A 15,094-nucleotide genomic window follows, 5' to 3' on the forward strand; every position below is an offset into this window, starting at 1 on the left:
TTCCTGCCGGCTCAGAGGGTGCGGAAGGCGAGGACCACGTTGTGGCCGCCGAAGCCGAAGGAGTTGTTGAGCGCCGCGATGGTGCCCGACGGCAGTGCCCGGGCCTCGCCGCGCACGATGTCCGCGTCCACTTCCGGGTCCAGCTCGTCCACGTTGACGGTGGGCGGGGCCAGCCGGTGGTGCACCGCCAGCACGGTCGCCACGGTCTCCACACCGCCCGCGCCGCCCAGCAGGTGCCCGGTCATCGACTTGGTGGCCGACACCGCGACATGGTCGAGTTCCTCGCCCAGCACCTTGCGCAGCGCCTTGATCTCCGCCACATCGCCCTGCGGCGTGGCGGTGGCGTGCGCGTTGACGTGCACCACCTGCGCGGGCTTGAGGTCGGTGGTGTCCAGCAGGTTCTGGACCGCCGCCGCCACACCCCGCCCGGTGGGCTCCGGCTGCGCGATGTGGTGGCTGTCCGCCGACAGCCCCTGGCCCAGCAGCTCGCAGTACACCCGTGCGCCGCGCCGGGCCGCGTGCTCGGCCGACTCCAGCACCACCACGCCGCAGCCCTCGCCCAGCACGAAGCCGTCCCGGGCCACGTCGTACGGCCGGGAGGCCCGCTCGGGCTCGTCGTTGTTCTTGGACATCGCCATCATGTTGGCGAAGGCCGCGATGGGCAGCGGGTGAATGGCCGCCTCGGTGCCGCCCGCGACCACCACGTCCGCCCGGCCGCTGCGGATCATCTCCGCCGCGTACCCCACGGCCTCCGCGCCCGAGGCACAGGCGCTGACCGGGGTGTGGGCCCCGGCCCGGGCGCCGATCTCCAGGCTGACGTTGGCGGCCGGGCTGTTCGGCATCAGCATCGGCACGGTGTGCGGCGAGACCCGCCGCGGACCCTTCTGGACCAGGTTGTCGTACTGCTCCAGCAGGGTCGTCACGCCGCCGATGCCCGAGGCGATGACCGCGCCCAGCCGGTCCGGGTCCATCACGCCGCCGTCCTCGCCCGCCGGGGCGGTGAAGCCGGCGTCCGCCCAGGCCTCCCTGGTGGCGAGCAGCGCGAACTGCGCCGAGCGGTCCAGCTTGCGGGCCACCGGCCGGGGGAGCACCTCACCGGGCTCCACCGCGATGGTGGCGGCGATTTTCACCGGCAGATCGGCCGCCCAGTCCTGGGTCAGCCGCCGGACGCCCGAGGTACCGGACACCAGGGCCTGCCAGGTCGTCGCGATGTCGCCACCCAGCGGTGTGGTTGCGCCGACACCGGTGACGACCACCGTTCGATTGGTCGCGTTCACGGCAATGCTCTTCCGCTAGTCGAGGTCGGGGGATGGCCACCGCGGCGGGTGGCGACACGCGCGTCGTGCTGCGCTGCTGCGGCCCGCCGCCGCGGGATGCGGCGGAGGTGCGGCCGGAGAGGGCCGGACGGGGCCGGGTGAGGAAGGGTCAGCCCTGGTGGTCCAGGATGTAGGAGACCGCGTCGCCCACGGTCTTCAGCTTCTTGACGTCGTCGTCCGGGATCTTGACCTCGAAGCGCTCCTCGGCGGCGACGACCACCTCGACCATGGACAGCGAGTCCACGTCCAGGTCGTCCGTGAAGGACTTCTCCTCGGTCACGTCCTCGGCGGGGATGCCGGCGATCTCGTTCACGATCTCGCCGAGGCCGGCGATGATCTCTTCCTTGGTGGACGCCATTGCGCCGCTCCTTCGTGTGATGCGGTCCGTTGCCGCTGTGCTGTCCTGCGGGTCCTGCTGAGGTGGTACCGGTGCGGACCGGTGGCACCGGACCGCGGGTGTTCGTGCCTAAGGGAGGGTAACGACCGTGGCCGCGTAGACCAGACCCGCCCCGAAACCGATGACGAGAGCTGTGTCACCGCTCTTGGCCTGCCCGGTCGCCAGCATCCGCTCCATGGCGAGCGGAATGGAGGCGGCCGAGGTGTTGCCGGTGGTCTCGATGTCGCGGGCGACCGCCACATGGTCCGGCAGCTTCAGGGTCTTCGCCAGCGAATCGATGATCCGCATGTTGGCCTGGTGCGGGATGAAGACGTCGAGCTCGGCGGCGGTGATGCCGGCCGCGTCCAGCGCCTGCTGGGCGACCTTGGCCATCTCGAAGACCGCCCAGCGGAAGACCGTCTGGCCCTCCTGGCGCAGGGCCGGGAACTTCTCCACCGGGCCCTGCCGGTACGCGTCCCAGGGTACGGTCTGGCCGATGGTGTCGAACTTGTCGCCCTCCGAGCCCCACACCGTGGGGCCGATGCCGGGCTCCTCGGACGGGCCGACCACGGCCGCGCCGGCCCCGTCGCCGAACAGGAAGGCGGTCGTCCGGTCCTGCAGGTCTGTCATGTCGGACAGCCGCTCCACACCGAGGACCAGCACATACTCCGCGCTGCCCTCGACGATCATGCCCTTGGCCAGGGTCAGGCCGTAGCCGAAGCCGGCGCAGGCGGCGGAGATGTCGAAGGCGGCCGGCCGGCCCGCGCCGAGCCGGTGCGCGATCTCGGCGGCCACGCCGGGAGTCTGCCGGAAGTGCGAGACGGTCGAGACCACCACCGCGCCGATCCGCTCCGCCTCGATACCGGCGTCGGCCAGCGCCTTGCCGGCCGCGGCCAGGGACATCTCGGTGACCGTCTCGTCCTCACCGGCCCAGTGCCGGGTGACGATGCCGGACCGGGAGCGGATCCACTCGTCCGAGGAGTCGATGTGCCTGAGGATCTCCTCGTTGGGCACCACCCGGGTGGGACGGTAGCCGCCGACGCCCAGGACGCGGGCGTAGGGAGCGCCCTTGCCGCCCTTGATCTTGCCGGACATGTCAGTGTCGCTCCTCTTCCGTCGTCGGCTCAGGCCCCGGCCGGGCCGCCGGCCCCGGCATCCGCCGCGGCGGCGTCCCGGCCGTACCCGGCCAGGAGTTCACGGGCCGCGTCCAGGTGCTCGGGGGTCTTGAGGGCCAGCGTCCTGACGCCCTTCATGCCTCGCTTGGCCAGCCCGGTCAGGGTCCCGCCCGGACAGACCTCGATCATGGCGGTGACGCCGAGGGACAGGAAGGTCTCCATGCACAGATCCCACCGGACCGGTCCGGCCACCTGGGCCACCAGCCGGCGCAGGATCTCCTTGCCCTCGTCGACCACGCGGCCGTCCGCGTTGGACACCCAGCGCACCCGGGGGTCGGCCGGCACCAGGGCCGAGGCCGCCGTCTCCATGGCCGCCACGGCCGGTGCCATGTGCGCGGTGTGGAAGGCGCCCGCGACCTGGAGCCGGCGCACCCGGGCGCCCTCGGGCGGATCGGCGTCCAGCGCGGCCAGCTGCTCGGCGGTGCCGGCCGCCACGGTCTGGCCGGCGCCGTTCCGGTTGGCCGCGGTCAGGCCCAGGCGTTCGAGGTGGGCCGGGACCCCCTCCGGGTCCTTGCCGCCCAGCACGGCCGCCATGCCGGTCTCGGTGACCGCCGCGGCCTCGGCCATGGCCAGCCCGCGCCGCCGGACCAGCCGCAGTGCCTCCTCGGGGGTGAGCACTCCGGCGATCGCGGCCGCGGCCAGTTCGCCCACGCTGTGCCCGGCGACCACGCCCGGCCGGCCGGCGGCACCGGGTGCCTCGGCGGCTCGGGCGGCCCCGGGAAGGCCGAACCCCTCGCCGAGCAGGGCCTCGGCGGAGAGCAGGGCGGAGGCGACCAGCAGCGGCTGGGCCACCGCGGTGTCCCGGATCTCGTCGGCGTCGGCCTGGGTGCCGAACCGCACCAGATCCAGGTCGATCGCCTCCGACCAGGCACGCAGCCGGTCGGCCGCGCCGGGGAGATCCAGCCAGGGGGTCAGAAAGCCAGGGGACTGGGCGCCCTGGCCGGGAGCGACGAGTACGAGCACACTCACACTCTCTCCTGTCCCCACCCGTCCGCGCCGGTGGGGACCGGGACGAAGAACCACCGACGGAATTGTCGACAGCCCACAAAGTCCCTCGTCGAGACTACGCGTGCGGCTCGGCGTCACCGAGTCGGCCCAGCATCAGCGCGATGCGCAGGGTGAAGGCGGAGCGGACATCCGACGGCGACCATCCGGTGACGTCCGTCACACGTCGCAGCCGGTACCGCACGGTGTTGGGATGGACGAACAGCATCCGTGCGGCGCCCTCCAGCGAGCTCGCCTGCTCCAGATACACACTGAGCGTCTCCAGCAGTGCCGACCCGGCATCCCGCAGCGGTCTGTAGATCTCCTCCACCAACAGCTCGCGCGCCACCGGGTCGCCCGCCATGGCCCGCTCCGGCAGCAGATCGTCCGCCAGCACCGGGCGGGGCGCGTCCGGCCAGGCGGCACAGGCCCGCAGCCCGGCCGCGGCGGCCTGCGCGGAACGGGTGGCCGTCAGCAGGTCCGGCACCACCGGCCCGGCCACCACCGGCCCCTCGGCGAACGGCCCGATCAGCGACTTGGCGGCGCGCAGCGGCTCGTCGCTGCCCCCGGCGATCACCACCAGCCGCTTGCCCAGCACGCCGGTGAGCACCTGGAGTTTGGCGTAGCGTGCGGCGCGCCGGATGGCCTCCACGGTGAGCTCGCTGTCCCCGTTGGGCGCGCTGCCCAGCACCACGATGACGTGCTCGGGGGACTTCCAGCCCAGGGCGGCGGCGCGGGAGACGTCGCCCTCGTCGGCCTCGCCGGAAACCACCGCGTTGACCACCAGTGACTCCAGCCGGGCGTCCCAGGCACCGCGTGCCTCGGCGGCCTGGGCGTACACCTGTGCGGTGGCGAAGGCGATCTCCCGGGCGTAGACGAGCAGGGCATTGCGCAGCGCGCCCCGCCCTTCGGGGGAGGCGATCTCGTCCACCGCCTGCTCCACCACCTCGATGGTGGTGCGCACCATCTCCACGGTCTGCCGCAGGGTGATGGCCCGGGTCAGCTCGCGCGGGGCGGTGCCGAACACGTCGGTGCTGATCGCCTGCGGCGCGTCCGGATGCCGGAACCACTCGGTGAAGGCCGCGATGCCGGCCTGCGCCACCAGCCCGATCCAGGAGCGGTTCTCCGGGGGCATGGCCCGGTACCACGGCAGGGTGGCGTCCATCCGGGCGATGGCGGCGGCGGCCAGTTTCCCGGAGGACTGCTCCAGCCGCCGCACCGTGGCGGCGTGGGCGGCGCGCTTCTCGTCGGCTGTTTCGTCGGCATGGCTATCGGCTTCGGACACGACCCCAGCCTGCCTCATGCGGGGACCGTGCATGCCCCCGGGGCGGGAACCCGTGCCGGGAGCGCCGGGCGGCCGGGCGCCGCGCGGCCGGACTACCGTGGCGGCATGCTGATCATCCAGCGGGCGGCGGAGCGCTACAACGGCGGGGACGCGGCGGCCGGCATCGACACCTGGCACGCCTTCGCCTTCGCCGGCTTCTACGACCCGGACAATCTGCGCTTCGGCCCGCTGACCGCCTGCAACGAGGAGATCCTGGCGCCCGGGGCCGGGTTCGCCGAGCACCCGCACTCGGACATGGAGATCGTCAGCTGGGTCCTGGAGGGCGAGCTCGCCCACGAGGACTCGGCGGGCCGCACGGAGCTGGTGCGGGCCGGGGACCTCCAGCGGCTGAGCGCCGGCCGCGGAGTGCGGCATGTGGAGCGCAACGCCGGGCCGGGCACGCTGCGCTTTCTCCAGATGTGGCTGATCCCGGGCGAGGCCGGGGGCGAGCCCGGCTACGAGGTGGTGCGCCGGCCGCTGGGGCAGGACGGTGCCCCGGGCGCGGCGCGGTTTCCGGTGCCGGGGGCGGACGCCGTGCTGCACCTGTGGCGTGCGGCGGCGGGCGGCGGGCCGGGACCGGCGCTGCCGCGGGCGCCCCGGGTCTACCTGCATGTGGCGCGCGGTGCGGTGCTGCTGACCCGTCCGGAGCGGCCGGAGGGGGTGCGGCTGGCGGCCGGGGACGCGGCACGGATCGGTGAACCGGCCGATCCGTGCGAGGGCCGGCTGGAGCAGACTGAACCGGGCACCGAGCTGCTGGTCTGGGAGCTCCACGGCACGCCCGGCCCGCAGATGTAGAGAGCGCTTCCCGTCCCAGAGATTGACGCGCTCATGACGCATTGATACGTTTCAGTCACCAGTCGTTCTGCTGGGAGCGCTCCCTTTCAGATGGTCTGCACCAGATCATCCCGAGCCGGAAAGGGAAAACCGACATGTCACTTGAACCGCGTGAGCGACGCGGACATCGCGGATGGGTGCGCAGGCACTCCTGGGCGGCGGCGGCGCTGGCAAGCGTTTGCGCCCTGTTCTTCGGCCTGCTCACCGCCACCACCAGCCAGGCGCAGCCGAGCACCGGCACCTGGTACTACCTGGAGAACCGGAACTCCGGGAAGGTGCTGGACGTCTCCAACCGGAGCACGGACAACGGCGCCGGGCTCATCCAGTACAGCAACACCGGCGGTACGCACCAGCAGTTCCGCTTCGTCTCCTCCGGGGACGGCTACTACCGCATCCAGGCCCGGCACTCCGGCAAGGTGCTGGACGTGTACGAGTGGAACGCCGACAACGGCGCCCAGATCGTGCAGTGGGACGACCTGGGCGGCACCAACCAGCAGTTCCGCGCCGTGGAGACCGGCGACGGCTACTACCGCTTCATCAACCGCTTCAGCGGCAAGGCCCTGGACGTGTGGGAGTGGTCCACCGCGGACGGCGCCCGGATCTCCCAGTACGACGACACCGGCGGCACCAACCAGCAGTTCCGCCTGGTCCCGGTGAGCGGGGGCAACCCCCAGCCGCCGGGCGGCCTTGAGGGGTGGGCCACCCAGAACGGCGGCACCACCGGCGGCGCCGGCGGCTCCACCGTCACCGTGAGCAACGCCGACCAGCTCCGCAGCGCACTGTCCTCCTCCTCGGCCATGACCATCCAGGTCAGCGGCACCATCTCGTGGTCCGGCATGAACCGGGTGCAGTCCAACAAGACCATCATCGGCCTGGGGTCCAACGCCACGATCTCCGGCGGCGGTCTCAACATCAGCGGCGCCCGCAACGTCATCATCCGCAACATCACGTTCCGCAACTGGGATGACGACGCCATCAACATCCAGGAGTCGTCCACCAACATCTGGGTGGACCACAACACCTTCACCAACGGCTACGACGGCGCGGTCGACATCAAGCGCGAGTCCGACTACATCACCGTCTCCTGGAACCGCTTCTACAACCACGGCAAGACCATGCTGCTCGGGCACTCCGACAGCCACACCGCGGACGTCGGGAACCTGCGGGTGACCTACCACCACAACTGGTTCGACGGCACCGACACCCGCCACCCCCGGGTCCGCTTCGGCAACCCCGTGCACGTCTACAACAACTACTACTACAACAACGAATACGGCGTGGCCTCCACCATGAACGCCGGGGTGCTGGTCGAGGGCAACTACTTCGAGAACGTCGACGAGCCCACCCTCGTCGGCTACGGCTCCTCCGGCCCCGGCAGCCTGGTGCAGCGCAACAACTACTTCACCGGCTCCGGCAGCCCGCAGAGCTCCGGCAGCACCGCCTCCATCCCCTACTCCTACCGCCTGGACAGCGCCTCCAGCGTGAAGAGCATCGTGACCGCGGGCGCGGGAGCGGGCCGGATCTGATCCGCCCCGCCCGCGCCGGCCGCGGCCGGCTCCGGCCGGCCCCCTCCCCGGGCGAGGACGACGCCCGGGGAGGGCACGCGGCCGTCCTCAGCCGTGCGGCCCGGCGGTCCGCTCCGGCTCCCGCAGCTCGGCCAGCACCGCGTCCGTGAAGAACGGCCACACCTCCGCCGCCCACGGCCCGAACGCCCGGCCGGTCAGCACCACGCACGCCGCGCCCGCCTCCGGATCGACCCACAGGAACGTTCCGGACTGGCCGAAGTGCCCGAAGGTGCGCGGCGAGGAGGAGGCGCCCGTCCAGTGCGGGGACTTGCCGTCCCGGATCTCGAAGCCCAGGCCCCAGTCGTTCGGCTTCTGGTTGCCGAACCCGGGCAGCACCCCGCTCAGCCCCGGGAACACCACCGAGGCCGCCTCCCGCAGCGTCGCCGGGTCCAGCAGCCGCGGGGCCTGGAGTTCGGCCGCGAACCGCAGCAGATCGTCCACCGTGGAGACCGCGTCCTTGGCCGGCGAGCCGGCCAGTTCGGTGTCCGACATGCCCAGCGGCGCGAACACCGCCTGCCGCAGATATTCCGGGAACGGGATGCCGCTGGCCTTGGCCACATGGTCGCCCAGCACCTCGAAACCGGTGTTGGAGTAGATCCGCCGCTCCCCGGGCCGCGCCTGTTCCCGCGGCGTGTCGAAGGCCAGCCCCGAGGCGTGCGCCAGCAGATGGCGCACGGTCGAGCCGGCCGGCCCGGCCGGTTCGTCCAGCTCCACCGCGCCCTCCTCCACCGCCACCAGCACCGCGTAGGCGGCCAGCGGTTTGGTCACCGAGGCCAGCGGGATGCGCCGCCCGGTGGGCCCGTGCCGCCCGGCCACCGTGCCGTCCCTCAGCACCACGCCCACCGCGGTGTCCGGCACCTGCCACTCGTCGACCAGCGCCAGGCTCCGCAATTCGCGGCCCTCCCAGGCGCTCCTGCCGTGCTCGCTCCTGCCAGCCATGCCAGCCATGTCAGCCATGGTCCGAGCCTAGCCCGGGGAGGATTCCCACCCCCGGAAAGCTTGCTTGGAGCGGACTCCAACTTTGTACGGTGCAGACATGACCGTCACCGACACGGCGCCCAAGACCACCGATGCCGCCACCGACGCCGCCACTGCTGCCGCCGCCGCTGAGGCGGCGGCCCGGGACGGCGATGCCTGCGTCACCGCCCATGTCGCCCACCCCCGGCCGGACGGCGAGGACCACTACACCATCAGCGAGGTCGCCGCCCTGACCGGGCTGAGCGCGCACACCCTGCGCTGGTACGAGCGGATCGGCCTGATGCCGCACATCGACCGCTCGCACACCGGGCAGCGGCGGTTCCGCAACCAGGACCTGAACTGGCTGGAGTTCATCGGCAAGCTGCGGCTGACCGGCATGCCGGTGGCGGACATGGTGCGCTACGCCGAACTGGTACGGGAGGGCGACCACACCTACGAGGCCCGCCAGGACCTGCTGCGCACCACCCGGGAGGGAGTGCTGCGCCGGATCGGCGAGCTCCAGGACGCGCTGGCCGTGCTCGACTACAAGATCCGCTTCTACGGCAGCGCCACCGCCCCGCACCCGGTCGCCACCGCGGAGGGAGCCTGAGCCCGGCATTCTCCCGGCTCCCTCCCGGCGGCCGCCGCCCGGCCGTGTCCGCCGGCTCCGGCGGACGTGCGTCACCCGTGACCTGTGCGTGCCCCTTGATCGTCCTCGGGCGTTTGCCAACCGGAGAGCGCCGGACCGCCCGCTCCTGCGGACGGCGCCGTGGCATCAGGAGGGCACCAGCCATGCGACGACCCGTCCGGCACCGGATGGACGAGTTCCCGATCCTCGATCCGGACCCGACCCGGCCCTACGTCCCCGACACACCCGCCCTCTGGCACCTCGGCGGCTGTCTGCCCGGCTCGCCCCGCCCGCCCAGACGCTCCGGCTACCTGCTCGTTCCGCGAGGACTGGTCTTCCGCTGCGGACTGTGACCACGGAGCGCGGCCTGCCGCGGGGCCGCCGCCGGCCGCCGGACGTCACTGGCCGGCCCCGGTCCCGACGGCGGAGTCGACGGTCAGGGGCACCGGGAGGGCACCGGAAACCAGGAGGGCGGCGAACTCCTTCGCCGAGTCCTGGGTGAAGGGCTCGTCCACGCCACCCTGGATCTGCACCGTGCCCCCGCCGATCCGCTCCTGCACGGCCGGGGCGGACACCACCTCGCCGTCCATCACGATGGCCACCTGGTTCTGCGGCACGGGCTGCAGGCCCAGCCGCTCGGTCAGGTCGCCGAACTGATCCGCCCCGGTCTCGGTCAGCTCGATCCGGATCACCCAGGCACCGAGCTGCGGCTCCAGCACCGCCTCGGCCGCGGCGACCTCGGCCCCGCTCATGGCCGCGGGCCCGAGCAGGTACTTCAGCGGCGGATCGCCCGCGGCGAGGCCCGGTCCGCAGGCCACCGCCGGCTGCTCCGGGTCGTGGCCCCGGGCGGCCTCCCCGGCCGCCTCCGGGTCGGTGCAGTCGAGGGCGCCGAACTCCGAGCGCAGCGGCAGGCTGTCGTCGTCCGGGACTCCGTCCGTTCCCGGCGGGGACTGGGCCTGCACCGGACGGAAATACAGGGCGCCGGGGCGGGCCAGCTCCCGGAAGCTGCGCTCGCCCGCGGCCGGCCCGGTCAGCACCACGGCGCCGCCGTCGGTCTCCACCGTCACCTCGCCCAGGTCCAGCGCCTCCGCCCGCTGCCGCACCTGGCCGGCCACCCGGCCGAGCTGCTCCTCGTCCAGCGGGGACACCGGGGTGTAGCGGACGGTGACCGTGTCCTCCTCCGGGGACTGCTCGCCGTCGGCCCCGCCGGAGCCCGGGCCGGAGCCCGAGCCGGAGTCCGAGGAGGAGTCGCAGGCGGTCAGCGCGGCGGCGGCCGGCAGGGTGAGGCACAGGGCGGTGAGCACGGGCACGGCACGGCGCGGAAGTCGAGTCAGACGCATGGTCCTCAGTCTCCCCACCGCCCGCCGCCCGTGCGGGTGTTTCCGCCATCCCGCCCTCACAGGACGGCGACGGCGTATCCGGCGAACGCCGCGGTCAGCAGCGCCGCCGCGGTGCGGTGCACGGCCGTGGCCGCGGTCCAGGGCGTCTCGAAACGGCGGGCGGCCCTGCCGATCAGGGCCAGCAGCAGGGCGAACAGCGGCAGCCAGGCCAGCCGGCCGGCCACCCAGCCCGGCGAGCCGGGCGCCTCGGTCAGGCCCGGAACGGGGCCGAGGGGCGCGCTGGTGACCGCCACCGCCAGCATCGCCGTCTGGTGCCAGCACAGGATGGTCATGGCGGAGAGGTTGACCACCACCACCGGTGCCCACAGCCCGGGCCGGCGGCGCAGCAGGCCGGACAGCCGGTCGCGCAGCAGCACCGCCGCTCCCGACTGGACCGCGGCCAGGGCGAGCACCAGCAGCGACGGCGGGTGCGAGTTGGTGCGTGCCGCGCCCGGCACCCCCACCATGGAGGCCGGGTAGCCGAAGGCCAGCAGCAGCACGGCGAACAGTGCCGTACCGCCCGCCAGCAGCAGCCGGGCGGAGGGACGGCGCAGCCGGCCGGTGCCCCAGGCCACGCCGAGCTGGTAGGCGAACAGCCAGCCGGGCAGCAGGTTCAGCAGGCCCAGCCAGTCCGGGACCGCCGCCGCGGCCGGGCCGTAGCGCAGGAAGTCCACGGCGGCGACCCACAGCAGCAGCGGTGCGGCCGAGCCGAGGCCGCCCAGGCGTTCCGCGGCGCGCACGCAGAGCGGGGTGAGCGCGGTGATCACGGCGTAGACGCCGACGAACCACAGCGGCTGGACGACCAGGACGACGGCGGTGCGCAGGGTGGCGTCCGGGACCCCGGCGGCACCGAGCGCGGCCAGCAGCCCGGCCCAGACCGTGGCCACGCCGGCCACCGGACGGCCCAGCCGGGCCAGCCGCCCGCGCAGCCACTGCCCGGTGGGCATGGAGCGGGCGGCGGCGCGCCGCAGCGAGCGGACCGAGGCATGGCCGCCGACCAGGAAGAAGATGCCCAGCATCTGGAACACCCAGCTTGCCGGGGCGAGCTGCGGCAGCGCGGTGAGCGGGCTGGCGTTGTGCAGCGCGGCGTCCCCGGGGCCGAGGGTGAAGCCGCCGACCAGCCAGTGGCCGGCCGGGACGGCGAGCAGCGCCAGCGCCCGCAGCCCGTCGACCGCCCGGTCGCGCCCCTGCGGGGTCGCCGCGTCGACGCGCCGCGCGAATCCCGCGAACCGCGCGAACGGGCCGCGTCCGGAGCCGATGGGGCCGGAGCCGATGGGGCCGGCGGGCCGGGTGCGGGTTCCGGGTTCAGCCGCGGCGCGCATCGTGGCACTCCTCGGATGCGGGCGCGCAGGTCACGGCGGTGTGGTCGCCGAGCGCGATGGCGGAGAAGTTGCGCAGTGCGTCGGTGCCGGGCTCCAGATAGCCGGCGTGGCCGCGGACGGTCTCGGCGGTCACCACCCGGGCCCCGTACCCCGGGTCGGCCGGGTCGGTGCCGTGGCCCAGGCCCAGCACCCGCACATGGGGCACCAGCCGCACCCAGTCCCCGGGGGCGCGGGCCGCCCACACCCGGGCCGGGGTGCCCAGTGCCCCGGCGTCGGCGGCGCGGGTCCCGGGCGCGGCGAGGAAGACCAGGTCCCCGGCCTCGGCGGGGGACAGGCCGTCGGCGGCCAGCCCGCAGACGACGGCCCCGTAGCTGTGGCAGAACACCGCCGCCGGTGCGGCGCCGGTCACCGTGGCCAGACCGGCCAGGAAGCGGGCCAGCCGCGGCGCACCCGCCTCGGCCAGCCGTCCGGTGGCGGCGTCCGCGCCCGCCTCGCCGGGCGTGGTGTAGCCGACCCAGGCGATGACCGCCGCCGGTACCGCGGGGTTGTCCCGGGCCATGCGCCGGTGCAGGTTGCGGGCCATGCCGCTGGGGGTGGCGTGCCGGGCCAGGTCGTTGCCGGCGCCGGGCACGATCACCGCGATGCGCTGGGCCGCGGCGAGATCGCCGTACACCTCGGCGAAGGTGCCCCGGCCGCGCGGGTCGAAGGCGAGGAGCTGCTGCCCCGGTGCCGGAGGCTCGCCGAAGTGCTCCTGCCAGGCGCGGGCGTTGGCGGCATACCGCAGCCGCGGCGGTGCCCCGTCCAGGTTGCCCACCACCCGGGGATACCGCTCGGCCAGCCGGTCCTGCTCGGCAGGTGCGAGGGCGGCGAAGAAGGCGGCGGCCGTGTCCGGTGCGGCGGCCGAGGGGTGGGGCGGCGCGGCCGGGTCGGCCAGCCAGGCCGCCGTGCCCGGCGGCGGCCCGGTCACCAGCGGTGTCGCGGACACCGACCAGCTTCCGGTGCCCAGGACGGCGAGCAGGGTGGCGGCGGCGATGCCGCGGCGGGAGCGGCGGCCCCGTGCCCGGAGACGGCGGCGGCTGGGTGGCATGGCGGTGGTCCTCCCTCGGTCCGGCGGATCGAACGGAGGGAGACTGCGGGCGCGGCGGGAGGCCGGGCGTCACCCCACGGAGCCAAACCGGGGGCAGTACCCCGGTAGGGGGTGGCCGACGGAGACGCGGGCCGGGTCCGGCCCCGGGGTCCGGTTTCCGGGCGGGTTTCCCGGCGGCTTCCGGGGCCGGTTCCGGGGCCGGTTCAGGACTGGCCGGGGGTGATCAGCCCGGATTCGTAGGCGAGGATCACCGCCTGGGCCCGGTCCCGCAGGCCGAGCTTGGCCAGGATGCGGCTGACATGCGTCTTCACCGTCTGTTCTGCGAGCACCAGGGCCTTGGCGATCTCGGCGTTGGACAGGCCGCGGGCGATCAGCTCCAGCACCTCGGACTCGCGGGCGGTGAGGGCTTTCAGCCGCAGCGCCGGGGCGGCCCCGCCGCGCGGCGGGGCGGGCCGCTGCCGGGCGAAGTCCGCGATCAGCCGGCGGGTGACCGAGGGGGCGAGCAGCGCGTCCCCGGACGCCACCACCCGCACCGCCGCGATCAGGTCGGACGGCGGCGCGTCCTTGAGCAGGAAGCCGCTGGCCCCGGCGCGCAGCGCCTCGTAGACGTAGTCGTCCACGTCGAAGGTGGTCAGCATCAGCACCCGGGGGCGGTGGGTGACGCCGGGCGGCGGGGCCAGGATGCGGCGGGCCGCCTCCAGACCGTCCAGCACCGGCATCCGCACGTCCATCAGCACCACGTCCGGGTGGCGGGAACGGGCCAGGGCCACGCCCTCCTCACCGTTGGCCGCCTCGCCGACCACGTCGATGTCGCTCTGCGCGGCGAGCAGCGCGGCGAAGCCGGCCCGCACCATGCTCTGGTCGTCGACGATCAGCACCCGGATCACGGCAGCAGCGGTCACAGCGGCAGCGTAGCGGTGATCCGGAAGCCGCCGTCCGGGAGCGGTCCGGTCTCCAGGGTGCCGCCCACCAGCCGGACCCGCTCCCGCATGCCGACCAGTCCGTGGCCGGTGCCGGACGCGCCCGACTCCACGGCCGGACGGTCCGCGGCCGGGCCGGGGGAGGGGCCGTTCTCGACGGTGACGTGCAGCGTCCCGCCCTCGGCGGCCAGAGTCACGGTGGCGGGCGCGCCGGGCGCGTGACGCACCACGTTGGCCAGCGCCTCCTGCACGATCCGGTACGCGCTCAGGCCGACGGCCCGCGGAACCTCCCCGGCCCCGGGGCCGAGCCGCAGCTCGGTGGGGATGCCGGCGCGGCGGGTGGCCTGCACCAGGCCGGGCAGCTCGTCCAGGCCGGGCTGCGGTGCTCGTTCGCCGCCGTTCCCCTCGCTGCGCAGCACGCCGAGCAGCCGCCGCATCTCGCCCAGTGACTGGCGGGCGTTGGCGGCGATGGCGGCGAACTCCTCGCGCGCCCCGGGCGGCAGCCCGGCCAGGCGGTAGGGGGCGCTGTCCGCCTGCACGGTGATCACCGACATGTGGTGGGCGACCACGTCGTGCAGCTCGCGGGCGATCCGGGCGCGCTCCTCCAGCAGGGTGCGCCGGGAGCGTTCGGCCTNGGCGCGCTCCTCCAGCAGGGTGCGCCGGGAGCGTTCGGCCTCGCTGATGGTTTCCTGCTCGGCCAGCCGCCGCCGGGTGACGACCAGTGCCCGCAGCGAACCGCCGAGGGTGAGCACGACGCCGGTGAGCACGGTGAGCACCACCACCGAGCCGGAGCTGCGGTCCGGGGCGGCCAGGCCGAGGACCAGGGAGGCGGCGGCGGTGGCGGAGAAGACGGTGATCAGGGTGCGCCGGTCCTGGGTGAGGGAGAGCGCGACGCAGAGCAGCAGGTAGCCCACCACGGTCATCGGCGGCCAGGGCCAGGGCAGGGTGCGGTCGTCGGTGGCCAGCAGGGCGAGGGCGGCCGCCACGTCGCCGGTGAAGACGACGTACCAGGCCTCGCGGGGGCGGGCCGCGGCGAACAGCAGCGGTCCGGCCTGGAGGATGCCGAAGAGGCCGGCCAGGCCGCCGTCGAGCCGCCCCGGGGCGTCCAGCACGATGACCGTCACCGGCAGCAGGGCGGCGGTGGCGGCGAAGGCCAGGGCATGCGGCAGCAGCCGCGGCCACGGCCACGTCGCGCGCCGCGCCGCGAGCGCCGCCCGCGGCGTCCGG

15 protein-coding genes are annotated in these 15,094 nt (G+C 74.3%); 4 read left to right on the forward strand and 11 right to left on the reverse strand.

Annotated features, from left to right (window positions below; genetic code table 11):
* Nucleotides 1-11: 11 nt before the first annotated feature.
* The 5 genes from fabF to GQS09_RS10505 form a co-directional block, all read right to left on the reverse strand.
* Entirely contained in the window at nucleotides 12-1,277 is a 1,266-nt protein-coding gene (fabF, locus tag GQS09_RS10485; RefSeq protein ID WP_165985744.1) for a beta-ketoacyl-ACP synthase II, read from the reverse strand.
* A 148-nt stretch (nucleotides 1,278-1,425) separates the two neighbouring features.
* Nucleotides 1,426-1,674: an acyl carrier protein gene (locus GQS09_RS10490; protein WP_165985745.1), complete on the reverse strand. Its 249-nt coding sequence runs from the start codon at nucleotides 1,672-1,674 to the stop codon at nucleotides 1,426-1,428.
* Nucleotides 1,675-1,782: 108 nt separating this feature from the next.
* Nucleotides 1,783-2,787: a ketoacyl-ACP synthase III gene (locus GQS09_RS10495; protein WP_165985746.1), complete on the reverse strand. Its 1,005-nt coding sequence runs from the start codon at nucleotides 2,785-2,787 to the stop codon at nucleotides 1,783-1,785.
* Nucleotides 2,788-2,816: 29 nt separating this feature from the next.
* Nucleotides 2,817-3,830, reverse strand: a complete 1,014-nt coding sequence (locus GQS09_RS10500) for an ACP S-malonyltransferase (RefSeq protein WP_165985755.1) — start codon at nucleotides 3,828-3,830, stop codon at nucleotides 2,817-2,819.
* 100 nt (nucleotides 3,831-3,930) lie between these two features.
* Complete coding sequence (locus GQS09_RS10505) at nucleotides 3,931-5,136, reverse strand: helix-turn-helix domain-containing protein (protein WP_165985747.1); 1,206 nt, start codon at nucleotides 5,134-5,136, stop codon at nucleotides 3,931-3,933.
* Between the two features lie 105 nt (nucleotides 5,137-5,241).
* Between GQS09_RS10505 and GQS09_RS10510 the strand changes: the two genes are divergently transcribed.
* On the forward strand, nucleotides 5,242-5,970 hold the full coding sequence (locus GQS09_RS10510) for a pirin-like bicupin family protein (RefSeq protein ID WP_165985748.1): 729 nt from the start codon (nucleotides 5,242-5,244) through the stop codon (nucleotides 5,968-5,970).
* 176 nt (nucleotides 5,971-6,146) lie between these two features.
* A complete protein-coding gene (locus GQS09_RS10515) occupies nucleotides 6,147-7,535 on the forward strand; it encodes an RICIN domain-containing protein (protein ID WP_207957677.1) in 1,389 nt (462 codons plus the stop codon).
* Between the two features lie 87 nt (nucleotides 7,536-7,622).
* Here GQS09_RS10515 and GQS09_RS10520 read toward each other — a convergent pair whose 3' ends face one another.
* Nucleotides 7,623-8,522: a serine hydrolase gene (locus GQS09_RS10520; RefSeq protein ID WP_243761286.1), complete on the reverse strand. Its 900-nt coding sequence runs from the start codon at nucleotides 8,520-8,522 to the stop codon at nucleotides 7,623-7,625.
* A gap of 88 nt (nucleotides 8,523-8,610) precedes the next feature.
* Between GQS09_RS10520 and GQS09_RS10525 the strand changes: the two genes are divergently transcribed.
* Nucleotides 8,611-9,141 carry a MerR family transcriptional regulator gene (locus GQS09_RS10525; protein ID WP_165985750.1) on the forward strand — a complete coding sequence of 177 codons (531 nt, stop codon included), beginning with the start codon at nucleotides 8,611-8,613 and terminating at the stop codon, nucleotides 9,139-9,141.
* Nucleotides 9,142-9,323: 182 nt separating this feature from the next.
* Nucleotides 9,324-9,512, forward strand: a complete 189-nt coding sequence (locus GQS09_RS10530; protein WP_165985751.1) for a hypothetical protein — start codon at nucleotides 9,324-9,326, stop codon at nucleotides 9,510-9,512.
* A 45-nt stretch (nucleotides 9,513-9,557) separates the two neighbouring features.
* Here the strand turns inward: GQS09_RS10530 and GQS09_RS10535 are convergent, their stop codons facing one another.
* The 5 genes from GQS09_RS10535 to GQS09_RS10555 form a co-directional block, all read right to left on the reverse strand.
* Nucleotides 9,558-10,499, reverse strand: a complete 942-nt coding sequence (locus GQS09_RS10535; RefSeq protein WP_165985752.1) for a SecDF P1 head subdomain-containing protein — start codon at nucleotides 10,497-10,499, stop codon at nucleotides 9,558-9,560.
* A gap of 56 nt (nucleotides 10,500-10,555) precedes the next feature.
* Nucleotides 10,556-11,860: an acyltransferase gene (locus GQS09_RS10540; protein ID WP_165985753.1), complete on the reverse strand. Its 1,305-nt coding sequence runs from the start codon at nucleotides 11,858-11,860 to the stop codon at nucleotides 10,556-10,558.
* Complete coding sequence (locus GQS09_RS10545; protein WP_165985754.1) at nucleotides 11,844-12,947, reverse strand: alpha/beta hydrolase; 1,104 nt, start codon at nucleotides 12,945-12,947, stop codon at nucleotides 11,844-11,846. The genes GQS09_RS10540 and GQS09_RS10545 overlap by 17 nt, the downstream gene beginning before the upstream one ends.
* A 203-nt stretch (nucleotides 12,948-13,150) precedes the next feature.
* A complete protein-coding gene (locus tag GQS09_RS10550) occupies nucleotides 13,151-13,849 on the reverse strand; it encodes a response regulator transcription factor (RefSeq protein WP_313896076.1) in 699 nt (232 codons plus the stop codon).
* Nucleotides 13,846-15,094 (reverse strand): sensor histidine kinase (locus tag GQS09_RS10555; protein ID WP_399552473.1); only part of this gene is annotated, 1,249 nt, incomplete at its 5' end. The genes GQS09_RS10550 and GQS09_RS10555, both read right to left, overlap by 4 nt.

Source organism: Streptomyces sp. YIM 98790 (assembly GCF_011421595.1).
Taxonomy (GTDB): Bacteria; Actinomycetota; Actinomycetes; order Streptomycetales; family Streptomycetaceae; genus Streptomyces.

Coding starts and splice junctions, on each gene's coding strand:
- GQS09_RS10530 (WP_165985751.1), top strand. CDS start 9,324: ATGCGACGACCCGTCCGGCACCGGATGGACGAGTTCCCGATCCTCGAT.
- GQS09_RS10490 (WP_165985745.1), bottom strand. CDS start 1,674: ATGGCGTCCACCAAGGAAGAGATCATCGCCGGCCTCGGCGAGATCGTG.
- GQS09_RS10535 (WP_165985752.1), bottom strand. CDS start 10,499: ATGCGTCTGACTCGACTTCCGCGCCGTGCCGTGCCCGTGCTCACCGCC.
- GQS09_RS10520 (WP_243761286.1), bottom strand. CDS start 8,522: ATGGCTGGCATGGCTGGCAGGAGCGAGCACGGCAGGAGCGCCTGGGAG.
- GQS09_RS10510 (WP_165985748.1), top strand. CDS start 5,242: ATGCTGATCATCCAGCGGGCGGCGGAGCGCTACAACGGCGGGGACGCG.
- GQS09_RS10495 (WP_165985746.1), bottom strand. CDS start 2,787: ATGTCCGGCAAGATCAAGGGCGGCAAGGGCGCTCCCTACGCCCGCGTC.
- GQS09_RS10525 (WP_165985750.1), top strand. CDS start 8,611: ATGACCGTCACCGACACGGCGCCCAAGACCACCGATGCCGCCACCGAC.
- GQS09_RS10545 (WP_165985754.1), bottom strand. CDS start 12,947: ATGCCACCCAGCCGCCGCCGTCTCCGGGCACGGGGCCGCCGCTCCCGC.
- GQS09_RS10540 (WP_165985753.1), bottom strand. CDS start 11,860: ATGCGCGCCGCGGCTGAACCCGGAACCCGCACCCGGCCCGCCGGCCCC.